We start from the raw sequence: 20,554 nt of genomic DNA on the forward strand, positions 1-20,554 counted from the left end.
CTGCCGAAGGCGTCGCGGAGGCGCTGACGGTCGCTGTCCGCCGCGCGCAGCGGCCTGCCCGCGAACCCGTTTTCGCAAGGCATGCCCGGTCGGCGCATCCCGCGCCATCTCCTCCCCGATCCCCGGCGTCAAAGCCTGCCTTTCCCGCCCGTTGCCTGTGGAATCACCGCTTCTTTGTCGGGGCACAAAGACCAGCCGGTGCGGGCGATCCAATGTCCGGGCACGATTTGCGGGAAAGCCTGGAATGAAATTCGTCCGTCTCGTCCTATTGCTCTGCGCCAGCCTGTGCTTCGCGGTCTCCGCCAACGCGGCCAGCGTCCTGCAGGAATATCTCCCTTCCTCCACGGCCTCCGACCTCGTGCCGGGCGCGGACGGCTTCGGGCCGATCCGCGACGACGTGGCGGTGGCGCCGGTCCTCAAGGGCGGCGAGACGGTGGCCTGGGTCTTCATGACCTCCGACTTCGTGGGCACGACAGGCTATTCCGGCAAGCCCATCCATACGCTCGTGGCCGTCGGCAAGGATGCCAGGATCGTCGGCGTAAAGCTCGTCAAGCATTCCGAGCCGATCGTCCTCATCGGCATTCCCGAGGCGAAGGTGAAGGCGCTGGTGGCGAGCTATGCCGGGCTCGACCTCGTCGCCGAGGCGAAATCCGGCGGCACGGCGCATGAGGTGGACATCATCTCCGGCGCGACCGTGACGGTCATGGTGATCGACGATTCGATCGTCCGCTCGGGACTGAAGGTCGCCCGCGCGCTCGGCCTCGGCGGGCTGGCGCCGGAAACGGACAATGCCGGGCCGCGCTTCGAGATCGATCCCGATGCCGCCGCGCCGGCCGACTGGGTCGAGGCCGAGGGCGACGGCACGCTGCGCCGGCTGTCGCTCGACGTCGCCCAGGTCAACGCCGCCTTCGCCGGGCATCCCGACGAGCGGGCGCGCGACCGCGCCATCGCCGAGGCGCCGCAGACCACCTTCATCGACATGCAGGCGGCGCTCGTTTCGGTTCCCGCCATCGGCAAGGCGCTGCTCGGCCCGGCCGAGGAAACCAACCTCAAGGGCTGGCTGAAGGAGGGCGAGAACGCCATCGCCGTCGTCGGGCGCGGGCTCTATTCCTTCAAGGGCTCGGGCTATGTGCGCGGCGGCATCTTCGACCGCATCGTGCTGATCCAGGACGACGTCTCCGTGCGCTTCCGCGACCGCGACCACCGCCGCCTCGGCGCCATCGCGCTTTCCGGTGCGCCGGAATTTTCCGAGATGGACCTCTTCCGCATCCCCGCCGGCCTCGGCTTCGATCCGGCAAAGCCCTTCCGCATCCAGCTCCTGGCGCAGCGCGAGGTCGGGCCGATCGAGAAGGTCTTCCACACCTTCGATCTCGGCTACCAGTTGCCGCAGAAATACCTGCGCGCCGTCGCGCCGCCGGCAAAGGACGTCGCCGCCGTCTCGCCGCGGGAAGAGGGCGCGGCGCAGGCCGACCTGTGGAAGCGCATCTGGCGCGATTCCAAGCTGAAGATCGCGGTGCTCGGCTCCATGCTGGTGGTGCTGACGGGCGTGTTCTTCTTCCAGACCTACGCGGTCAGGAACGCCAAGGGCTTCTACATCTTCCGCATGGCCTTCCTGGTGGTGACGCTGGTCTTCCTCGGCTGGTATGCCAATGCGCAGCTTTCCGTCGTCAACCTCATGGCGCTGTTCGGCAGCCTCGTCGGCGGCTTCAGCTGGCAGGCCTTCCTGCTCGATCCCTTGACCTTCATCCTGTGGTTCGCCGTCGCCGCCGCGCTGCTCTTCTGGGGGCGCGGGGCCTATTGCGGCTGGCTCTGCCCCTTCGGCGCCCTGCAGGAACTGACCAACCAGATCGCGCGCAAGCTGCGCATCCCGCAATGGACGCTGCCCTGGGGCCTGCACGAGCGGCTCTGGCCGGTGAAATACATGATCTTCCTCGGCCTCTTCGGCGTCTCGCTGATGAGCGTCGAGCAGGCCGAGCACCTCGCCGAGATCGAGCCGTTCAAGACCGCGATCATCCTGAAGTTCATCCGCGCCTGGCCGTTCGTCGCCTATGCCGTCGCGCTTCTCGTCGCCGGGCTCTTCGTCGAGCGGTTCTACTGCCGCTATCTCTGCCCGCTCGGCGCCGCGCTCGCCATCCCCGCGCGCATGCGCATGTTCGACTGGCTCAAGCGCTACCACGAGTGCGGAAACCCCTGCCAGACCTGCGCCAACCAGTGTCCTGTGCAGGCGATCCACAAGACGGGCGAGATCAACCCGAACGAATGCATCAACTGCCTGCACTGCCAGGTGCTCTACCAGTCCGAAACGGTGTGCCCCGTCGTGATCAAGAGAATGAAGTCGCGCGCCAGGCTCGCCGCGAGCCCCGGCGGCGCCCCGATCCACCAACCCGCAGCCAAGGTTTAACCGAAGAAGGAAACCGACCATGGAAACCAAGGAAAACAAGGGATTGAGCCGCCGCGCGCTTTTCAGCGCGACAGCCGGCACGGCCGTTCTGGCCGGCACGATGGGGCCGGCCGCGCTCGGCCTCGGCGTCGCGGGTCTTTCGACCCCCGCGCGTGCGGCGAGCGGGGCCGACGGCTCGGTCGCGCCCGGCAAGCTGGACGACTACTACGGCTTCTGGTCCTCGGGCCAGACCGGCGAGATGCGCATCCTCGGCATCCCCTCGATGCGCGAACTGATGCGCGTTCCGGTGTTCAACCGCTGCTCGGCCACCGGCTGGGGCCAGACGAATGAATCGATCCACATCCACCAGCGCACGATGTCGGAGAAGACGAAGAAGCAGCTCGCCGCCAACGGCAAGAAGATCCACGACAACGGCGACCTGCACCACGTCCACATGTCCTTCACCGAGGGCAAGTACGACGGCCGCTTCCTCTTCATGAACGACAAGGCCAACACGCGCGTGGCGCGCGTTCGCTGCGACGTGATGAAGACCGACGCGATCCTGGAAATCCCCAACGCCAAGGGCATCCATGGCCTTCGTCCGCAGAAGTGGCCGCGCTCGAACTACGTCTTCTGCAACGGCGAGGACGAGGCACCGCTCATCAACGACGGCTCGACCATGAAGGACGTCTCGACCTATGTGAACATCTTCACCGCGGTCGATGCCGACAAGTGGGAAGTCGCCTGGCAGGTCAAGGTCTCCGGCAACCTCGACAACTGCGATGCCGACTACGAGGGCAAGTGGGCCTTCTCGACCAGCTACAACTCCGAAATGGGCATGACGCTGGAAGAGATGACCAAGTCCGAGATGGACCATGTCGTCGTCTTCAACCTCGCCGAGATCGAGAAGGCCATCGCCGCCGGGCAGTTCGAGGAGATCAACGGCGTCAAGGTGCTGGACGGCCGCAAGGAGGCGAAGTCCCTCTTCACCCGCTACATCCCGATCGCCAACAACCCGCACGGCTGCAACATGGCGCCGGACAAGAAGCACCTGTGCATCAACGGCAAGCTCTCGCCGACCGTCACCGTGCTCGACGTCACCAAGTTCGACGCGATCTTCTACGAGAACGCCGAACCGCGCAGCGCCGTGGTGGCCGAACCGGAACTCGGCCTCGGCCCGCTCCACACGGCCTACGACGGCCGCGGCAACGCCTATACGTCGCTCTTCCTCGACAGCCAGGTGGTCAAGTGGAACATCGAGGAGGCCATCCGCGCCTATGCCGGCGAGAAGATCAACCCGATCAAGGACAAGCTGGACGTTCAGTACCAGCCCGGCCACCTGAAGACGGTGATGGGCGAGACGCTGGATGCCGCCAACGACTGGCTGGTGTGCCTGTGCAAGTTCTCCAAGGACCGCTTCCTCAATGTCGGCCCGCTGAAGCCGGAGAACGACCAGCTCATCGACATCTCCGGCGACAAGATGAAGCTGGTGCATGACGGCCCGAACTTCGCCGAGCCGCACGACGCCATCGCCGTTTCGCCCTCGATCCTGCCGAACATCCGCTCGGTCTGGGACCGCAACGACAAGATGTGGGCCGAGACGCGCAAGCAGGCCGAGGCCGACGGCGTCAATATCGACGAATGGACCGATGCCGTCATCCGCGACGGCAACAAGGTGCGCGTCTACATGACATCGGTCGCGCCGAACTACAGCCACGAGAGCTTCACGGTGAAGGAAGGCGACGAGGTCACCGTGATCGTGACCAACCTCGACGAGATCGACGACCTGACGCACGGCTTCACCATGGGCAACCACGGCGTTGCCATGGAGATCGGGCCGCAGCAGACGAGCTCGGTCACCTTCATCGCGGCCAATCCGGGCGTCTACTGGTACTATTGCCAGTGGTTCTGCCATGCCCTGCACATGGAGATGCGCGGCCGGATGTTCGTCGAACCGAAGGACGCCTGAGCAATGCGCCTGCCCGTCCTTCTCATCGGCCTCCTTCTCGCTTCGCCGCTTGCGGCGGCGGAGCGCGCGGTTGCGCCGGGGGCGGGCAGCCTTTCAGCCGCCATCGCCGGGGCGGACCCCGGCGATGTGCTTGTCCTCGGCGACGGGACCTATGCCGGCCCCGTCGTCATCGACCGCCCGCTCACCATCACCGGCCCGCGCGGGGCGGTGGTGGACGGTCTCGGCGAAGGCAGCGTGATGACGATCACCGCGCCCGACGTGACGCTGACCGGGTTCACCGTCACCGGTTCGGGGCACGTCAACCAGGATCTCGACGCGGGCGTGAAGATCCTCACGGGCGCCGATCGCGCCCGGATCGCAAGGCTGCTCGTCACCGGCAACATGCACGGCATCGACGTGCATGGCGGCCGCGACGCCGCCGTCACGGGCAACGAGATCGTCGGCATCAAGAGCCCGCGCATGAACGAGCGCGGCAACGGCATCTACGTCTGGAACAGCCCCGGCACGCTCTTGGAGGGCAATGCCATCCGCTACGGCCGCGACGGCATCTTCTCGAACGCCAGCGCGAACAGCGTCTATCGCGGCAACACCATGCGGGACCTGCGCTTCGCCGTGCATTTCATGTACACGCGCAATACCGAGGTGTCCGGCAATGTCTCGGTCGGCAACCATCTGGGCTTCGCCATCATGTTCTCCGACCGGGCGAAGATCCTCGACAATCTCAGCCTCGGCGACCGCGAGCACGGGCTGATGCTGAACTACGCCAACAATGCCGACGTCAGCGGCAACCTGGTGCGCGGCGGCACGAAGAAGTGCCTCTTCATCTACAACGCCCACAAGAATCTCATCTGGAACAACCGTTTCGAGGGCTGCGGCATCGGCATCCATTTCACCGCCGGCTCGGAGAAGAACGTGCTGACCGGCAACGCCTTCATCGCCAACCGCGAGCAGGTGAAATATGTCGGCACGCGCAACATCGAATGGAGCCATGAGGGCCGGGGCAATTTCTGGTCCGATCATCCGGCCTTCGACCTCAACGGCGACGGCATCGCCGACAGCTTCTACCGCCCGAACGACCTGATGGACCAGATCCTCTGGTCGCAGCCGGCGGCAAGCCTCCTCATCGGCTCGCCCGCCGTGCAGCTCGTGCGCTGGAGCCAGCGGGACTTTCCCGCGACGCTTCCCGGCGGCGTGCGCGACAGCGCGCCGCTGATGAAGCCCCTGACCATATCCGTCCCGCCCGAAATCCTCGGCTATGAGGCCGAGACCGCCGGGCGCTGGACCGAAGGAAATGACGATGACACCGACCCTGACGATCTCTCGGCTCACTAAGCGCTTCGGCGACGTGGAGGCGCTGCAGGACGTCTCGCTGACCCTCATGGCCGGAAAGCGCGCCGCATTGCTCGGCCACAACGGCGCCGGCAAGTCGACGATGATGAAGATCGTCCTCGGCCTCATCCCCTTCGACGGCGGCGAGGTATCCGTCTGCGGCGCGCGGCCGGGCTCGCCCGCCGCCAGGTCGCAGGTCGCCTACCTGCCGGAGAACGCCGCCTTCCACCCGGCCCTGACCGGGGAGGAGCAGCTCCGCTACTATCTCTCGCTGCGCGGCGAAAGCCCGCGCCAGGCGATGGAGCTCCTGTCGCGCGTCGGCCTTGCCCATGCCGCGCGGCGGCGCATCGGCACCTATTCCAAGGGCATGCGCCAGCGCGTCGGCCTTGCCCAGACGCTGATCGGCCGCCCCCGCCTTCTCGTCCTCGACGAGCCGACCTCCGGCCTCGATCCCGTCTCGCGGCGCGATTTCTACGACCTGCTCGACGGGCTTTCCGCCGAGGGGACAGCGATCCTCCTGTCCTCCCACGTCCTGACGGAGGTGGAGGCGCGCACCGACAGCATCCTCATCCTGTCCGGCGGCCGGCTGGTGGCGGAAGGCACGCTCGCCGCGCTGCGCGCCCGCGCGGCGCTGCCGGTCTCTCTCCTCGTCCGCCCGGCGCCCGACCATGCGGCCGCGCTCGCCGCCGCCTATCCGCAGGGCCTGCCCGGCGAGGACGGCGTCCTGCGCCTCACCTGCGCGCAGGCCGACAAGCTGCCGCTTCTTGCCGGCATCGCCGCGCTCGGGACGAAGATCGCCGATCTCGACGTCATCCCGCCGAGCCTCGAGGACATCTACAGCCATTTCAGCCGGAGGGACGGGCAATGAGCCGCATCCTCGCCACCGCGGTCTGCGAATTCCGCATCGCGCTCCGCAACCGCTGGGTTTCCATCGCCACCGGCATGATGGTGCTCTTCGCGCTGGTGCTGGCCGCCGCCGGCTCCGCGCCGACCGGCGAGGTCGGCGTCGACCGGCTCTCCGTCACGGTCGCGTCCCTGACCTCGCTCGCCGTCTATCTGGTGCCGCTGCTGGCGCTGCTGATGAGCTTCGATGCGGTGGCGGGCGAGGTGGAGCGCGGCACGCTGCCGCTGCTCCTGACCTATCCCGTCTCGCGCCTGCAGATCCTCCTCGGCAAGCTCCTGGCGCATCTGGCGATCCTCGGCCTTGCCGCGACGCTCGGCTATGGCGCGGCCGCGCTGGTGGCCGTCTGGACCGACCCGGCCGCGGTCGAGGGGCTCGGCGCGCTCTGGCGGCTGATCTGGTCGTCGGTCGTGCTCGGCGCGACCTTCCTCGGCGCGGGCTATGCGCTCTCTGCGCTCGCCCGCCGGCCTTCAAGCGCGGCGGGTCTGGCCATCGCCCTGTGGCTTGCCGCCGTGGTGCTCTACGACCTTGCGCTTCTCGCGCTGATCGTCACCGACGGCGGCGGGGCCTTCACCACGCAGGCGCTGCCCGTGGCGCTGCTCGCCAACCCGGCCGATGCCTTCCGCGTCTTCAATCTCTCCGCCGCGCAGGCCGTCGCGGCGGCCGGCGGCATCGGCGGGGCGGCGGAGGCCATACCGCTCTGGCAATCGGCGGCCTCGCTCCTTGTCTGGCCACTCGCCGCTGTCGCGCTCGCCGTCGCCGCCTTCCGGAGGGTGACGCCATGAGGGTGCCTTTCCGCCATGCCGTGTTCCTCGCGGCGCTGGCGCTGCTGTCCGCCTGCAAGGAGGACGTGGCGCAGACCTTCAAGCCGCAGGAGATGACGCCCGAGACGCTCGGCCATTACTGCCAGATGAACCTGCTGGAGCATCCCGGCCCCAAGGCGCAGGTCTTCCTCGAGGGCAACGCGGCGCCGCTGTTCTTCAGCCAGGTGCGCGACGCCATCGCCTATACCCGCGCGCCCGAGCAGGTCGCGCCGATCGTCGCCGTCTATGTCAACGACATGGGCGCGGCCGGCGCGACATGGGAAGAACCCGGCAAGGGCAACTGGATCGCCGCCGACAAGGCTTTCTACGTGGTCGGCTCCGCCCGGCAGGGCGGCATGGGCGCGCCGGAGACCGTGCCCTTCTCCAACCGCGAACGGGCGGCGGCCTTTGCGCTTGTCGAGGGCGGGCGCGTGCTGGCGCTTGCCGATATTACCGATGCCATGGTCCTGACGCCGGTGGAGACCGGCGCGGTGCCCGAGCCCGACGACGCCGACTATCTCGGCCGTCTGCGCGCCTTGCCCCATCCAGCCGGAGAATGACCCGATGATGCTGACCCGCCGCCGCCTGATCGCCATATCCGCCGCGCTGGCCGTGCTGCCCGCCGTCGCGCGCGCCAATCCTGCAACCGCCCGCCTGTGGACCGGGCAGGCGCTCGGCGCGCGCGCCTCGATCCGGCTCGTCCATCCGGACGGCGAGGCTGTCGCCGCCCGCGTCATGGCCGAGATCGACCGGCTGGAGAACATCCTCAGCCTCTACCGTCCCGCCAGCGCCCTGTCGCGGCTCAACCGGGAGGGGCATCTTTCCGCTCCGCCCTTCGAGCTGCTGGAATGCCTGTCGCTGGCCGGCGCCGTGCACCATGCGAGCGGCGGGCTTTTCGACCCGACGGTGCAGCCGCTGTGGGCGCTCTGGGCGCAGGCCGCCGCCGACGGAACGCGGCCCGACGCCGGGGCGCTGGAGCGCGTGCGGCGGAAGACCGGCTGGGACAGGGTGGAGATGGATGCGGCGGCGATCACCCTTCGCCCCGGCACGGCGCTCACGCTGAACGGCATCGGCCAGGGCTATGTCGCCGACCGGGTGGCCGCGCTGCTGGAGGCCGAGGGCCTCACCGACATCCTGGTCGACACCGGCGAACTGCGCGCGCTCGGCGGCAGGCCGGAGGGCGGCGGATGGCCGGTCCGGCTGGAAACGGGCGAGCGCCTCGGGCTGCGCCAGCGGGCGCTTGCCACCTCCGCCGCGCTCGGCACGACATTCGACCAGGCCGGAAGGGACGGCCATATCCTCGATCCGAAGACCGGAATGCCGGCGCCCGCAAGGTGGCGTGCCGTTTCGATCTCGGCGCCGTCCGCCGCCATCGCCGACGCGCTGGCCACGGCCGCCTGCCTGATGCCGGACAGGGACGCGATCCTCGCGCTTGCCGGCCGCTTCGACGGCGCGCGGCTGGAAAACAGCCTCTAAGGGAGGATTATCTGAAAGAAACGCCCCCACGGCCGGCAGGGCGTCCAGCCTGCTGGGTGCGACAACTCCCCTTCCGTCATGCTCGGGCTTGTCCCGAGCATCTGCGACGTCCCGATTTCTCAACGCGTTGGCAGATCCTCGGCACAAGGCCGAGGATGACGGTCGTGGCAAGGCGAGGTTGTCAACAGGCGGAGCGCCCCGCCGGCCGGCGGGGCGTCGCGCTTCGTCGATTACCAGGACGGGATCAGGGCGCCCTTGAACTCGTCGTTGATGAAGGCCTTGATGCTGTCGTCGTGGTAGGATTCGACAAGCGTCTTGACCCACGGCGCATCCTTGTCGGCGCTGCGCACGACGATCAGGTTGGCATAGGGCGACTCGCTACCTTCGATGGCGATGGCGTCGGACTTCGGATGCAGGCCCGCTTCCAGCGCATAGTTGGTGTTGATGACGGCGGCGTCCACGTCGTCGAGCGAGCGCGGAAGCTGGGCGGCGTCGAGCTCGGAGAACTGGATGTTCTTCGGGTTCTCGGTGACGTCTGCCGGGCCGGCCTTCAGGCCCGCGTCCGGATTGACCTTGATGAGGCCTTCCCTGGCGAGGATGAGCAGCGCGCGGCCGCCGTTCGTCGGGTCGTTCGGGATGGCGACGGTCGCCCCGTCCGCCAGTTCCGCGAGGCTCTTGACCTTCTTCGAATAGACGCCCATCGGCGTGGTGATGGTCTTGCCGACGCCGACGAGGTCGAAGCCGCGGTCGGCGATCTGGTTGTCGAGATAGGGCTGGTGCTGGAAGGAATTGGCGTTGAGGTCGCCATCGGCCAGCGCCTGGTTCGGCACGACATAGTCGGAGAATTCCAGGATCTCGATGTTGAGGCCCTTCCTGGCGGCGATCTCCTTGACCTTCTCCATGATCTGGGCGTGCTCGCCGGGCGTGACGCCGACCTTGATGTCTTCGGCGAGTGCCGGAACGCTGATGAGGGCGGCCAGCGCCACTGAAACGAGGAATTTCATCATGTGTATCTCCTTGATGTTACATGAGGCTTGGGAGGGCGGAAATCAGCTCTTGCGGTTGCGCTTGTCGAAGCGGCGGGCGAGCGCGTCGCCCGCGCTCTGCACGAGCTGCACGAGGACGATGAGCACGACCACCACGGCCAGCATCACCTCCGGCATGAAGCGCTGGTAGCCGTAGCGGATGCCGAGGTCGCCGAGACCGCCGCCGCCGACCGCGCCGACCATCGCCGAATAGCCGATCAGGCTGACGATGGTCATGGTGAAGGCGAGCAGGATCGCCGGGCGGGCCTCGGCGAGAAGCACCTTGAAGACGATCTGCATGGGCGTCGCGCCCATGGCGCGGGCCGCCTCGATCAGCCCCTTGTCGATCTCGCGGATCGCCGCCTCGACGAGGCGGGCGAAGAAGGGAACGGTGGCGATGGTCAGCGGCACGATGGCCGCCGTCGTGCCGATCGACGTGCCCGTCAGGAGGCGGGTGAACGGGATGATGGCGACCACGAGGATGATGAACGGCGTCGAGCGCGCCGCGTTGACGACGAGCCCGATCGCATGGTTGAGCGCCGGGGCGGGGAAGAGCTCGTTCCTGCCGCTGGTGGCGAGGAAGACGCCGATCGGCAGGCCGATCAGCGAGCCGACGAGGCCGGACACGGCCACCATGTGCAGGGTCTGCAGCAGGGATTTCCAGAGCAGGTCGAAAAGCATGTCAGGCGACATAGCCGAGCACCTCCGTGGAAAGGCCGGTTGCGGCATAGAAGCGGGCGGCGCGGTCCAGGACCTCGGGCGTTGCCGGATAGGCGACGACCAGCGTGCCGAAGGGCTCGCCGGCGATCTCCTCGATGGAACCGGCGAGGATGTTGACGTCGCCGCCGATCTCGGTGACGAGCCGCGCCGTCAGCGGCTGGAAGGCCGTCGCGCCGAAGAAGGTGAGGCGCACGAGGATGCGGTCGCCCGCAGAAGGCGCGGCCTTCACGCCGGAGCGCAGCCATTCCGGCAGGCTGGTGCCGAGCGTGGAGGAAAGCAGGATCTTCGTCGTCTCGTGCTTCGGCGCGGTGAAGATGTCGAAGGTCGGCCCCTGCTCGACGATGCGGCCCTTGTCGATGACCGCGACATGCGAGGCGATGGTCTTGACCACCTCCATCTCGTGGGTGATCAGCAGCACGGTGAGGCCGAGATCGGCATTGATCTGCTTGAGGAGCGCGAGGATCGACTGGGTAGTCTCCGGGTCGAGCGCCGAGGTCGCCTCGTCCGAGAGCAGCAGCTTCGGCGAAGTGGCGAGCGCGCGGGCGATGCCGACGCGCTGCTTCTGCCCGCCGGACAGTTCGGAGGGATAGCGTTCCGCCTTGTCGCCGAGGCCGACGAGGTCGAGAAGCGGGCCAACCTTGGCGCGGATGGCGGCGCGGTCGAGCCCGGCGATCTCCAGCGGCAGGGCGATATTGTCGAAGGCGGTGCGCGAGGACAGGAGATTGAAGTGCTGGAAGATCATGCCGACTTCGCGGCGCAGGCCCCGCAGCGCCGCCTCGTTGAGCGCGCCCACCTCCGTCCCGTCGACCACGACCCTGCCGGAGGTCGCCTTTTCAAGGCCGTTGACGAGCCGGATGAGCGTCGACTTGCCCGCGCCGGAGCGGCCGATGATGCCGGTGATCGCGCCGCGGCCGACCGTCATGTCGACGCCGTCGAGCGCGACGAAGGCGTTTGCGGCATCGCCGAAGCGTTTCGTCACGCCTTCGAAGGCGACCATGGGCGCGGTGTCCGCGCGGTCCTGCGGCAGGGCCGCGGCCGCGGCGGTTGGAAGTGTCATTTTCAAGCTCACGCGTTCAGTCCGATCGTCCGGTGCAGATAGCACCGCCGCTCCCTCATGCGAAGACGTGGCGCCCTCCATCAAGGGCGACCCTCCGTCACAGGGCGCCGGTTCCGGGCCGATCGCCGCACTCTTGCCGTGAGTAGCCGGCGTTTTACAGGAATGAAATTCCTAAAAGCGCGTCATCGGGGAAAATAACCTCATTCCAGCCTTCGCGAAGCGGGACTTTTGGCCGATCGCCGCGCCGCAATGTTTGATATGATCCGCATCCGGACTCGCGACATCAACCGAGGAGACCTTCCATGACCGCGCCGCACCCGCCGAGGACCCATATCGGCAACCATGCCCTGCACCCGGAAACGCAGATGCTCAACTACGGCTACGACCCGGAGCTTTCCGAGGGCGCCGTCAAGCCGCCGGTCTTCCTGACCTCGACCTTCGTCTTCAAGTCGGCCGAGGACGGCCGGGATTTCTTCGACTACGTCTCCGGCCGCAAGGAGCCGCCGGAGGGCAGGGGCGCGGGCCTCGTCTATTCGCGCTTCAACCATCCCAACAGCGAGATCGTCGAGGACCGGCTGGCCGTCTACGAGCGCACGGAAAGCTGCGCGCTGTTCTCCTCCGGCATGTCGGCCATTGCCACGACCCTCCTTGCCTTCGTGCGCCCGGGCGATGCCGTGCTGCATTCGCAGCCGCTCTACGGCGGCACGGAGACGCTGCTCGCCCGCACGTTCCTCAATCTCGGCGTTGCGGCCGTGGGCTTTGCCGACGGCGTCAGCGAGGCGTCGGTGACGGCGGCGGCCGAGGAGGCGATGGGCAGGGGCCGCGTCTCGGTGATCCTCGTCGAGACGCCCGCAAACCCCACCAACAGCCTGGTCGACGTCGCGATGATCCGCCGCGTCGCGGACAGGATCGGCGAACGGCAGGGCCACAGGCCGGTCGTCGCCTGCGACAACACGCTGCTCGGCCCGGTCTTCCAGCGGCCGATCGAGCATGGCGCGGACATCTCGCTCTACTCGCTGACGAAATATGTCGGCGGCCATTCCGACCTCATCGCGGGGGCGGCGCTCGGGCCGAAAGCGGTCATGAAGCAGGTGAAGGCGCTGAGGGGCGCCATCGGCACGCAGCTCGATCCGCATTCCTGCTGGATGCTCGGACGGTCGCTGGAAACGCTGCAGATCCGCATGGAGCGGGCGAACGGCAATGCCGCGGCGGTCGCCGGCTTCCTGCGCGACCATCCCAAGGTCGAGACCATCCACTACCTGCCCTACAACGATCCGCAATCGCCCGTCGGCCGCGCCTTCGCCGCCCAGTGCACCGGCGCGGGCTCCACCTTCTCCTTCGACATCAGGGGCGGGCAGGCGGCCTCGTTCCGCTTCCTGAACGCGCTGACGATCTTCAAGCTCGCCGTCAGCCTCGGCGGAACGGAATCGCTCGCCTCCCATCCCGCGACGATGACGCATTCGGGCGTGCCGGTGGAGGTGCGCGAGCGCATCGGCGTGCTGGAATCGACCATCCGCCTTTCCATCGGCATCGAGCATCCGGACGACCTCATCGCCGACCTGACGCTGGCGCTGGACGCGGCCTGAGCGGCTTCCTGCGCATAAACATGTCTGCAAAACTCAAGTTTTGACTCTTATTTGCGCCAGCGCAAAGAGCGGCCTTCGCCGGATATGCAATTCCCACCGCAAGGCAATCGGCGAGCGGGGGTTATCATGGCGCGCAACGGTGGACTGGGCTTTCTGGCGGCATTCCTGCTGGCGGGCACGGCAACGGGGGTCTGGGCACAGTCGGCAACGCCCGGCTCGACCACGGTCCTCGACGCGATCGTGGTCGACGGCAACAGGTGGAGCGATACGGCCGAAAAGGCGCGGGAGCGGCTCGCCGCCATTCCCGGCGGCGTGGCGGCCATCGGCGGTGAGGACATGGCCGCGCGCGCGGTGCCGACCCTTTCGGAGGCGCTGGCGCTGGTGCCCGGCGTCGTCGTGCAGCGCTTCTTCGGCGGCAACGACCAGCCGCGCGTGCAGATCCGCGGCTCCGGCCTGCAGCAGAACCCGGTCGAGCGCGGCATCCTCGTCCTCAGGGACGGCCTGCCGATCAACCGGGCGGACGGCTCCTACATCGTCGGCCTTGCCAATCCCGGCCAGTCGAGCCTGATTGAGGTCTATCGCGGCTATACCGCCAACCGCCTCGGCGCCAGCGTGCTCGGCGGGGCCATCAATTTCGCGTCGCCCGTGGAAGCGGGAACGCGCCTGTCGGCCGGCGGCGGCAGCTTCGGCGCGGCGGAGGCTTCCGCAAGGACCGGCTTCGACACGGATCGCTTCGCCGGCAGCTTCTCCATCGACAGCAGCCGCCGCGACGGCTTCCGCCAGCACAACGGCTCCCGCCGCACCAGCCTCGGCGGCACGGTCGAGGCCGCGCTCTCCGACCTTGTCACGACGCGCGCCTTCATCGGCTATACCGACCTCGGCTTCGACGTCTCCGGCCCGCTGACGCGGAGCGCGCTGGAGGCGGATCCGACGCAGGTCTCGCCCGGGCCGCCGACGAGCATGGGGCCCAATGTCGTCCGCGACAGGCCGCGCCGCGAGGCCAGCCAGTTCCTCGTCGGCTCGCGCACCTCGATCACCCTCGACGACCATCTCTTCGACATCGGGCTCGGCTATACCTATACGAAGGACATGTTCCGCTTCCCGATCTCGAGCGGCGTGCGCCGCACCGAGGGCGGCGACCTGACGGGCCTCCTGCGCTATGCCTACCAGCCGGACGCGGACGCGCTCCTGCCGCTCTTCGAGACGACCGCGCAATATTCGCTCGGCTCGGCGGAGCGGACCTACAACATCAACCGCATGGGCGCCGACGGGCCGGCCTTCTCGAAGAACGATCTCGACGCCGCCACCCTGTCGCTCTCCGCCGGCGTCAACCTGCCGGTCGGCGCGGCGGTGACGATCTCGCCCTCGCTGTCCTACACCCATGCGACGCGCGGCAACGACGATCTCTGGGGCGCGGCGACCCGCCCGCGGCTGAGTTTCCCGGGAGGCGTCGTCACCCAGGTCCCGGCGGTCGATACGAGCTATGACCGCAGCTACGGCGGCTGGTCGCCGGCATTGGCGGCAAGCTGGCGGCCCGACGAGAGCAACATGCTCTTCGCCGCGGTCAGCCGCAGCTTCGAGCCGCCGACCCATGACGACCTGCTCGGCACCACGGGCGGCACGCCCAATGCCTCGCCCACCGGCTTTTCCACGCCCGGCCTCGATGCCCAGACGGCAACCACGGTCGAGATCGGCTGGCGGGGCGATCACGATGCCTGGACGGTGGACGCCGTGGCCTACTATTCCTGGGTGGACAACGAGCTTCTGAGCCTGCGCGACACGAGCGGCTCGCTTTTGGCGGCCTTCAATGCCGACCGGACGATCCATGCGGGGCTGGAGCTCGGCGTGACGGGCGAGATCCTCGACGGGCTGACGGGCCGGCTCGCCTATACGTTCCAGGATTTCCGTTTCGACGGCGACGCGACGCGCGGCGACAACCGCCTTGCCGGCGCGCCGCGCCATGTCGTGCACCTGGCGCTGCAATATGCCGTGACGGAGGACTGGGACATCGGCGCGTCCCTGCAATGGGTTCCGGCGAAGACGCCCGTCGACAACATGAACACGCTTTATGCCGATCCCTATGCGGTGGTGGACCTCAAGACCGAATACCGCATCAACGAGGCCTTCAGCGTCTACGGCGCCGTTACCAACCTGTTCGACAAGACCTATGCCTCCTCCACCCTGATCCTCGATCAGGCGACCCCGGGGCAGGCGGTCTACCTGCCGGGCGACGGCCGCGGCTTCTATGCCGGCATCAAGGCCCGCTTCTGACGAAAGGACGACGACATGACCCTTCCTACCCGCCGTGACGTTCTCGCGGGCCTTTCCGCGCTTGCCGTCGCAACCCTTTCGGCGCCTCCGATCCTGAGGGCCGCCGCGCCGCTGACGCTGTACGGCCCGCCGGCCGCGCCCTCCGCCGTGCTCGCCCATGCGGTCAAGGCCGGCTTCCTGAAGGACGTCGCGCCCTCGGCGGTCTTCCGCGCCTGGAAGACGCCGGACGAGATGCGCGCCGCCGTCGCCTCCGGTTCGATGGGCGCGGTGGTGATGCCGAGCTACGCCGCCGCCAACCTGCACAACAGGGGCCTCGGCATCGGCCTCCTCAATGTCCTGACGACGGGCCTGCTTTACATCGTCTCCAAGGACGAGAGCCTGACGACGGTCGCCGGGCTGAAGGGCAGGACGCTCGCCCTGCCGTTCAAGAACGACATGCCGGATTTCGTGATGGCGCGGCTGCTGGCACAGGCCGGGCTGGGGCAGGGCGAGGTCTCGCTCGAATACACGGCCTCGCCGCCCGAGGCCGTCCAGCTTCTCCTGACCGGCCGCGCCGATGCCGCCCTCCTCAGCGAGCCGGCGGCGACGGGCGTCATCATCAAGGCGAAGTCGCTGTTCATGACCGTCCACCGCGTCATCGACGTGCAGGCCGAATGGCGCTCCGTCGCCGGCACGGCGGAGATCCCCCAGGCCGGGCTCGCGCTGACGGGCGAGGTGCAGCAGGCGCTCGGCAGGGGCGGGACCAGCGCCCTGCAGAAGGCGATCGAGGCGGCACTTGCCGATGCGCTCGCCGATCCCGGGGTGGCCGCCGATGCCGTCGCCGATGCGCTCGGCTTCCCGCCGGAGATCATCGCCGCCTCCTTCCCGACCAGCCATCTCAGCGCGATCCCCGCCAGCGCGGCGCGCAGGACGCTGGAGGGCTTCTACGGCGTGCTGGCTGAGGCCAACCCGGCGATCATCGGCGGGAAGCTGCCGGGCGACGGGTTCTACCTGGTGTGATGCCATGAGCCCCATCCTCGCCGGCCTCGGCTGGACGGGCCGCTATCTGTGGGCCGGCTGGGCAGGCCTTGCCGGCATCTTCTGCTTCCTCGCCGTCTGGCAGGCCGGGCACGAGATCTACGGCTCCTTCATCCTGCCGTCGCCGGCGGAAACCGCGGCGGCCATCGGCACGCTCGTGACGCGGCCGGACTTCTGGACGATCCTCGGGCAGAGCGCCGGCCGGGCGCTTTCCGGCTTTGCGCTCGCCGCCGTCATCGGCACGATGAGCGGGCTTCTCGCGGGCTATTCCTTCGCCGCCATGCGGCTGATGAAGCCGGTGGTCACGGTGATGCTCGGCGTGCCGCCGATCGGCTGGATCGTGCTCGCGCTGATCTGGTTTGGCTCCTCGGGCGGCACGGCCGTCATGACGGTCGTCATCGCCTCCGCGCCGCTCTCCTTCGCCGGCGCGCTCGAGGGCGTCGCCAAGCGCGACCGGCAGCTCGACATCATGGCCCAGTCCTTCGGCGCGTCCTGGCTCTACCGGCTGCGCACCATCACGCTGCCGCACGTGCTTTCCTACCTCTTTCCCGCCTGGACGACGACGGCCGGCAGCGCCTGGAAGGTCACGGTCATGGCGGAGCTCCTGTCCAATTCCGGCGGCATCGGCGGGGAGCTGGCGACGGCGCGCGCGCTCTTCGACATCCCGCTCGTCACGGCGTGGCTCGCGATCACCGTCATGCTCGCGCTCGCCACCGATTACGGCGTGCTGCATGTGGTGCGCGAGGCCGCCGAGCGCTGGCGCAGCGCCGGCCTGCCCTGGGGGGTGAAGCGATGACCGCAAGCACGGCGCTTTCCTTCTCCCGCGTCGGGCACGCCTTTCTCGGGCGCAGCCTCTTCGAGGACTTCGACCTTTCCATCGGCAGGGGCGAGGCCGTCGCCCTGCTCGGCCCTTCCGGCAGCGGCAAGACGACCCTGCTGCAGATCGCCGCCGGGATCGTCGAGCCGGTCAAGGGCCGGGTATCGCGGGGATACCGCCGCCAGGCGGTGGTGTTCCAGGAACCGCGCCTCCTGCCGTGGATGACGCTGACGGACAATATCGCCTACGGCCTTTCCGCCCGGGGCGAGGGCAAGGCCGCGCGCCGCGCGACGGCCGAACGCCTCGCGCTCGCCGTCGGCCTGGAGGAGACCGACTTCGCGAAATATCCGGCCGAGCTTTCCGGCGGCATGCGGCAGCGGGCGAACGTGGCCCGGGCGCTGGCCGTCAATCCCGACATGCTGTTCCTCGACGAGCCCTTCAGCGCGACGGATGTCGGCCTGCGCCGGCACCTCCAGGACCTGCTGATCGCCGCCGCCCGGCAAGAGGGCTTCTCGGTGCTGCTGGTGACGCACGATCTCGCCGAGGCCGTCCGTATCGCGGACCGCATCGTCGTCCTCTCGGCCCGCAACGGGCGCATCGCCGCCAGCCGGGCGCTTGCCGGCCGGCCGGGCGAGCGCTCCGAGCGCGCCATTTTCGAGCAGGTGGAGGCATGGTCGCGCGATCCCCTTTTCGAGGAACTGTTTTCGGCGGCGGAGCGTCTGAGATGAGGAAACGGCCGATCCTTGCAGAAGCGCTGCGGCTGTTCTTTCCCCTTGCCGCCGCCCATGGCGCGCTGCTGCCCTTCCTGTGGGTGGTCGCCGGGGGCTACGCGCTGCCTTTCGCCGCCGGCATCCCGCCCGCGCAATGGCATGCGCACGAGATGATCTTCGGCACCTACGGCATGGCGCTTGCCGGCTTCCTCGGCTCGGCCGTGCCGGAATGGACCGATACCCGGCCGGCACGGGGCCGCACGCTCGTCTGTCTTGCCGCCCTGTGGCTTCCCGCCCGGCTGGTCGGCGCGACGGGGGCGGATGCGCTGAGCCCGCTGGCCGGCCTCTTCGACCTTGCCTTCCTGCTCGTCCTCTCCCTCCTTCTCGGCCGGGCGATGCTGGCGCGCCGCACGACGAAGCATCTCGCCTTCCTGTTCTGGCTCCTCGCCTTCGCAGCCGTGGAAGCGGGCGTGCGCTATTGCTGGTTCGCCGGCGAGACCGCGCTGTCCGCCCGCCTGCTCGAAACCGCGCTCTGCATCTTCATCGTCCTGTTTTCCCTCTCCGCCTCGCGCATCAATGTCGTGGTGATCAACCTGGCGCTCGACCCGACCGGCGAGACGACGCCCTACCGGCCGCATCCCGGGCGGCGCCACGCGGCGGCGGCGATGACGGTGCTCTACATGGCCGCCGCGCTGTTCCTGCCGGAAAGCGGCGTTTCGGCCTGGCTGGCGCTGGCGGCGGGCGCCGCCTTCCTCGACCGGCTCGCCGAATGGTTCATCGGCCGGGCGGCCTTCAAGACGGAGGTGGCGCTGCTCGCGCTCGGCAACGCCTTTGCCGGCGCGGGGTTCCTGGCGCTCGGGGCGACGCGGCTCGGCCTCGATCTTCCGCCGGTCGCAGGCCTGCACATGCTGTCGGTCGGGGCGCTCGGATGCGCGGTGATGGCGGTGTTCATCATCGCCGGCCTGCGGCATACCGGCCGCGACCTGGCGCATCTTCCCTGGCAGGCCCATGGCGCGGCCCTGCTGATGGCCGCCGCCGCGGCGGTGCGCGTGCTGCCGGAATTCGGCTTCGCCTCGGGCCTTGCCCCCGCGCACCATGCGGTGAGCGCCGTGCTCTGGGGGGCAAGCTTCGCCGTCTGGCTGCACGGCTTCCTGCCGATGCTGGCCGCGCCGGGCATCGGGCAGGATACCGGCTGCGAGGGATGAGGCACGCCTTCCCGCCGGCCGCGCGGGATCGGCGGTCGCCGGGTGGGGCGGCGGAGAAAGCGGAAGGCGAGCGGCCCCGGACGCGCTATAAGAACAAAAAAATTGCATCGAACGGGGGTTTCGCATGGATATCGACCGGGCGCGCACCTTTCTTGAGATCGTCCATACCGGCAGCTTCCTCAAGGCCTCGGAACGGCTGCACATCACCCAGACGACGGTGAGCGCGCGCATCCGCACGCTGGAGGAGGCGCTGGGGCGCCGGCTTTTCGTGCGCACGCGCAACGGCGCGGCGCTGACGGCGGCGGGACGGGAGTTCGAGCGCTTCGCGCAATCCTTCGTGCAGGTATGGGAGCGGGCGCGCCAGCAGCTCACCGTGCCGCCCGGCCGCACCGGCGTCGTCGCCATTGGCGGGGAGACGAGCCTGTGGAACCCGATGCTGGTCGACTGGCTCGTGTGGATGAAGGGAAACTGCCCGCAGGTCGCCATCCGTGCCGAGGTCGGCATTCCCGACCAGTTGCTGGAGCAGTTGCGCACCGGCGTGCTCGACATCGCCGTGCTCTATGCGCCCAGACTGATGGCGGGCTTCAAGGTCGAACTGGTGGAGGAGGAGCAGCTCGTGCTGGTGCGCAAGGCCGGCCTGCCCGCGGATGGCGGCGAGGCGGATTACGTCCATGTCGACTGGGGACCGCAATTTGCCGGGCAGGGCGGCTTTGCCGAGCCGGCGCTCCAGGCCGGCTTCGGCCCGCTCGCTTTGCACTATATCCTGCGGGCCGGCGGCATGGGCTATTTCCGCAGGAAAACGCTCGCGCCCTATCTGGCGTCCGGCGCGCTCGAACGGGTCGAAGGCGCGCCCGAATTCACCTATCCCGCCTATGCCGTCTATCCGGAATCGGCCGCGGGCCGGCGCGCCGTGCAGGACGCGCTGGCCGGCCTGAAGAAGGTCGCGCGCTGACGCGGCCTCAAGGCGGAAGGGCCGGCAGGCCGCAAGGGGCGCAGCGGCCCGCAAGCGGCGTCGGATGCGTCGTTATGCGGCTCTGCCGGGCATCGGCTTCTTCTTCGGTGCCGGAAGCAGGCCTTCGCGCTGCGCCTTCTTGCGCGCGAGCTTGCGGGCGCGGCGGATGGCGTCGGCCTTTTCGCGTGCCCGCTTCTCCGAAGGCTTCTCATAGGCGCTGCGCGCCTTCATTTCGCGGAAGACGCCTTCGCGCTGCATCTTCTTCTTCAGAACGCGGATGGCCTGCTCGATATTGTTGTCCCTGACGAGAACCTGCAAAATATGTCCTTCCCTGGC

The 20,554-nt window shown here is 68.5% G+C and carries 18 protein-coding genes; 14 read left to right on the forward strand and 4 right to left on the reverse strand.

Annotation, left to right across the window (positions count from 1 at the left end):
* Positions 1–244: 244 nt before the first annotated feature.
* From L0976_RS10555 to L0976_RS10585, 7 genes are read left to right on the forward strand one after another with little or no spacing between them, the layout of a single operon-like run.
* Positions 245–2,401, forward strand: a complete 2,157-nt coding sequence (locus L0976_RS10555) for a NosR/NirI family protein (protein WP_234187256.1) — start codon at positions 245–247, stop codon at positions 2,399–2,401.
* Positions 2,402–2,420: 19 nt separating this feature from the next.
* The gene (gene nosZ, locus L0976_RS10560; RefSeq protein WP_203320269.1) at positions 2,421–4,349 is read left to right on the forward strand and encodes a TAT-dependent nitrous-oxide reductase; all 1,929 of its coding nucleotides are present in this window, start codon (positions 2,421–2,423) and stop codon (positions 4,347–4,349) included.
* A 3-nt stretch (positions 4,350–4,352) separates the two neighbouring features.
* The gene (locus L0976_RS10565) at positions 4,353–5,681 is read left to right on the forward strand and encodes a nitrous oxide reductase family maturation protein NosD (RefSeq protein ID WP_234187257.1); all 1,329 of its coding nucleotides are present in this window, start codon (positions 4,353–4,355) and stop codon (positions 5,679–5,681) included.
* Positions 5,647–6,546: an ABC transporter ATP-binding protein gene (locus L0976_RS10570; RefSeq protein ID WP_234187258.1), complete on the forward strand. Its 900-nt coding sequence runs from the start codon at positions 5,647–5,649 to the stop codon at positions 6,544–6,546. The genes L0976_RS10565 and L0976_RS10570 overlap by 35 nt, the downstream gene beginning before the upstream one ends.
* A complete protein-coding gene (locus L0976_RS10575) occupies positions 6,543–7,364 on the forward strand; it encodes an ABC transporter permease (protein WP_234187259.1) in 822 nt (273 codons plus the stop codon). The genes L0976_RS10570 and L0976_RS10575 overlap by 4 nt, the downstream gene beginning before the upstream one ends.
* On the forward strand, positions 7,361–7,942 hold the full coding sequence (locus tag L0976_RS10580) for a nitrous oxide reductase accessory protein NosL (protein WP_234187260.1): 582 nt from the start codon (positions 7,361–7,363) through the stop codon (positions 7,940–7,942). The genes L0976_RS10575 and L0976_RS10580 overlap by 4 nt, the downstream gene beginning before the upstream one ends.
* 4 nt (positions 7,943–7,946) lie before the next feature.
* Positions 7,947–8,858, forward strand: a complete 912-nt coding sequence (locus L0976_RS10585; RefSeq protein ID WP_234187261.1) for an FAD:protein FMN transferase — start codon at positions 7,947–7,949, stop codon at positions 8,856–8,858.
* Between the two features lie 230 nt (positions 8,859–9,088).
* Here L0976_RS10585 and L0976_RS10590 read toward each other — a convergent pair whose 3' ends face one another.
* From L0976_RS10590 to L0976_RS10600, 3 genes are read right to left on the reverse strand one after another with little or no spacing between them, the layout of a single operon-like run.
* Positions 9,089–9,865 (reverse strand): MetQ/NlpA family ABC transporter substrate-binding protein, encoded by a 777-nt coding sequence (locus L0976_RS10590; RefSeq protein WP_234187262.1) that lies wholly within the window; start codon positions 9,863–9,865, stop codon positions 9,089–9,091.
* A gap of 42 nt (positions 9,866–9,907) precedes the next feature.
* Positions 9,908–10,576 (reverse strand): methionine ABC transporter permease, encoded by a 669-nt coding sequence (locus tag L0976_RS10595; protein WP_203320276.1) that lies wholly within the window; start codon positions 10,574–10,576, stop codon positions 9,908–9,910.
* Positions 10,566–11,660: a methionine ABC transporter ATP-binding protein gene (locus L0976_RS10600; protein ID WP_203320277.1), complete on the reverse strand. Its 1,095-nt coding sequence runs from the start codon at positions 11,658–11,660 to the stop codon at positions 10,566–10,568. The genes L0976_RS10595 and L0976_RS10600 overlap by 11 nt, the downstream gene beginning before the upstream one ends.
* 302 nt (positions 11,661–11,962) lie before the next feature.
* Here L0976_RS10600 and L0976_RS10605 point away from each other — a divergent pair, with 302 nt between their 5' ends.
* The 7 genes from L0976_RS10605 (at position 11,963) to L0976_RS10635 (ending at position 20,218) form a co-directional block, all read left to right on the forward strand.
* The gene (locus L0976_RS10605) at positions 11,963–13,246 is read left to right on the forward strand and encodes a cystathionine gamma-synthase family protein (protein ID WP_203320278.1); all 1,284 of its coding nucleotides are present in this window, start codon (positions 11,963–11,965) and stop codon (positions 13,244–13,246) included.
* Positions 13,247–13,372: 126 nt separating this feature from the next.
* A complete protein-coding gene (locus L0976_RS10610; RefSeq protein ID WP_234187263.1) occupies positions 13,373–15,517 on the forward strand; it encodes a TonB-dependent receptor in 2,145 nt (714 codons plus the stop codon).
* Between the two features lie 15 nt (positions 15,518–15,532).
* Positions 15,533–16,516 carry an ABC transporter substrate-binding protein gene (locus L0976_RS10615; protein WP_234187264.1) on the forward strand — a complete coding sequence of 328 codons (984 nt, stop codon included), beginning with the start codon at positions 15,533–15,535 and terminating at the stop codon, positions 16,514–16,516.
* Between the two features lie 4 nt (positions 16,517–16,520).
* The gene (locus tag L0976_RS10620; protein WP_234187265.1) at positions 16,521–17,330 is read left to right on the forward strand and encodes an ABC transporter permease; all 810 of its coding nucleotides are present in this window, start codon (positions 16,521–16,523) and stop codon (positions 17,328–17,330) included.
* Positions 17,327–18,079: an ABC transporter ATP-binding protein gene (locus L0976_RS10625; protein ID WP_203320282.1), complete on the forward strand. Its 753-nt coding sequence runs from the start codon at positions 17,327–17,329 to the stop codon at positions 18,077–18,079. The genes L0976_RS10620 and L0976_RS10625 overlap by 4 nt, the downstream gene beginning before the upstream one ends.
* Entirely contained in the window at positions 18,076–19,266 is a 1,191-nt protein-coding gene (locus L0976_RS10630; RefSeq protein WP_234187266.1) for an NnrS family protein, read from the forward strand. The genes L0976_RS10625 and L0976_RS10630 overlap by 4 nt, the downstream gene beginning before the upstream one ends.
* A gap of 124 nt (positions 19,267–19,390) precedes the next feature.
* Positions 19,391–20,218 carry a LysR family transcriptional regulator gene (locus tag L0976_RS10635; RefSeq protein WP_234187267.1) on the forward strand — a complete coding sequence of 276 codons (828 nt, stop codon included), beginning with the start codon at positions 19,391–19,393 and terminating at the stop codon, positions 20,216–20,218.
* Positions 20,219–20,290: 72 nt separating this feature from the next.
* Here the strand turns inward: L0976_RS10635 and rpsU are convergent, their stop codons facing one another.
* On the reverse strand, positions 20,291–20,536 hold the full coding sequence (gene rpsU / locus L0976_RS10640) for a 30S ribosomal protein S21 (protein ID WP_203320285.1): 246 nt from the start codon (positions 20,534–20,536) through the stop codon (positions 20,291–20,293).
* Positions 20,537–20,554 lie beyond the last annotated feature (18 nt).

The organism is Shinella sp. NM-101 (assembly GCF_021401195.1).
Taxonomy (GTDB): domain Bacteria; phylum Pseudomonadota; class Alphaproteobacteria; order Rhizobiales; family Rhizobiaceae; genus Shinella.

Excerpts from the sequence above, each read along its gene's own strand:
- L0976_RS10555 (WP_234187256.1), top strand. The coding sequence starts at position 245 with ATGAAATTCGTCCGTCTCGTCCTATTGCTCTGCGCCAGCCTGTGCTTC.
- nosZ (WP_203320269.1), top strand. The coding sequence starts at position 2,421 with ATGGAAACCAAGGAAAACAAGGGATTGAGCCGCCGCGCGCTTTTCAGC.
- L0976_RS10565 (WP_234187257.1), top strand. The coding sequence starts at position 4,353 with ATGCGCCTGCCCGTCCTTCTCATCGGCCTCCTTCTCGCTTCGCCGCTT.
- L0976_RS10570 (WP_234187258.1), top strand. The coding sequence starts at position 5,647 with ATGACACCGACCCTGACGATCTCTCGGCTCACTAAGCGCTTCGGCGAC.
- L0976_RS10575 (WP_234187259.1), top strand. The coding sequence starts at position 6,543 with ATGAGCCGCATCCTCGCCACCGCGGTCTGCGAATTCCGCATCGCGCTC.
- L0976_RS10580 (WP_234187260.1), top strand. The coding sequence starts at position 7,361 with ATGAGGGTGCCTTTCCGCCATGCCGTGTTCCTCGCGGCGCTGGCGCTG.
- L0976_RS10585 (WP_234187261.1), top strand. The coding sequence starts at position 7,947 with ATGATGCTGACCCGCCGCCGCCTGATCGCCATATCCGCCGCGCTGGCC.
- L0976_RS10590 (WP_234187262.1), bottom strand. The coding sequence starts at position 9,865 with ATGATGAAATTCCTCGTTTCAGTGGCGCTGGCCGCCCTCATCAGCGTT.
- L0976_RS10595 (WP_203320276.1), bottom strand. The coding sequence starts at position 10,576 with ATGTCGCCTGACATGCTTTTCGACCTGCTCTGGAAATCCCTGCTGCAG.
- L0976_RS10600 (WP_203320277.1), bottom strand. The coding sequence starts at position 11,660 with ATGACACTTCCAACCGCCGCGGCCGCGGCCCTGCCGCAGGACCGCGCG.
- L0976_RS10605 (WP_203320278.1), top strand. The coding sequence starts at position 11,963 with ATGACCGCGCCGCACCCGCCGAGGACCCATATCGGCAACCATGCCCTG.
- L0976_RS10610 (WP_234187263.1), top strand. The coding sequence starts at position 13,373 with ATGGCGCGCAACGGTGGACTGGGCTTTCTGGCGGCATTCCTGCTGGCG.
- L0976_RS10615 (WP_234187264.1), top strand. The coding sequence starts at position 15,533 with ATGACCCTTCCTACCCGCCGTGACGTTCTCGCGGGCCTTTCCGCGCTT.
- L0976_RS10620 (WP_234187265.1), top strand. The coding sequence starts at position 16,521 with ATGAGCCCCATCCTCGCCGGCCTCGGCTGGACGGGCCGCTATCTGTGG.
- L0976_RS10625 (WP_203320282.1), top strand. The coding sequence starts at position 17,327 with ATGACCGCAAGCACGGCGCTTTCCTTCTCCCGCGTCGGGCACGCCTTT.
- L0976_RS10630 (WP_234187266.1), top strand. The coding sequence starts at position 18,076 with ATGAGGAAACGGCCGATCCTTGCAGAAGCGCTGCGGCTGTTCTTTCCC.
- L0976_RS10635 (WP_234187267.1), top strand. The coding sequence starts at position 19,391 with ATGGATATCGACCGGGCGCGCACCTTTCTTGAGATCGTCCATACCGGC.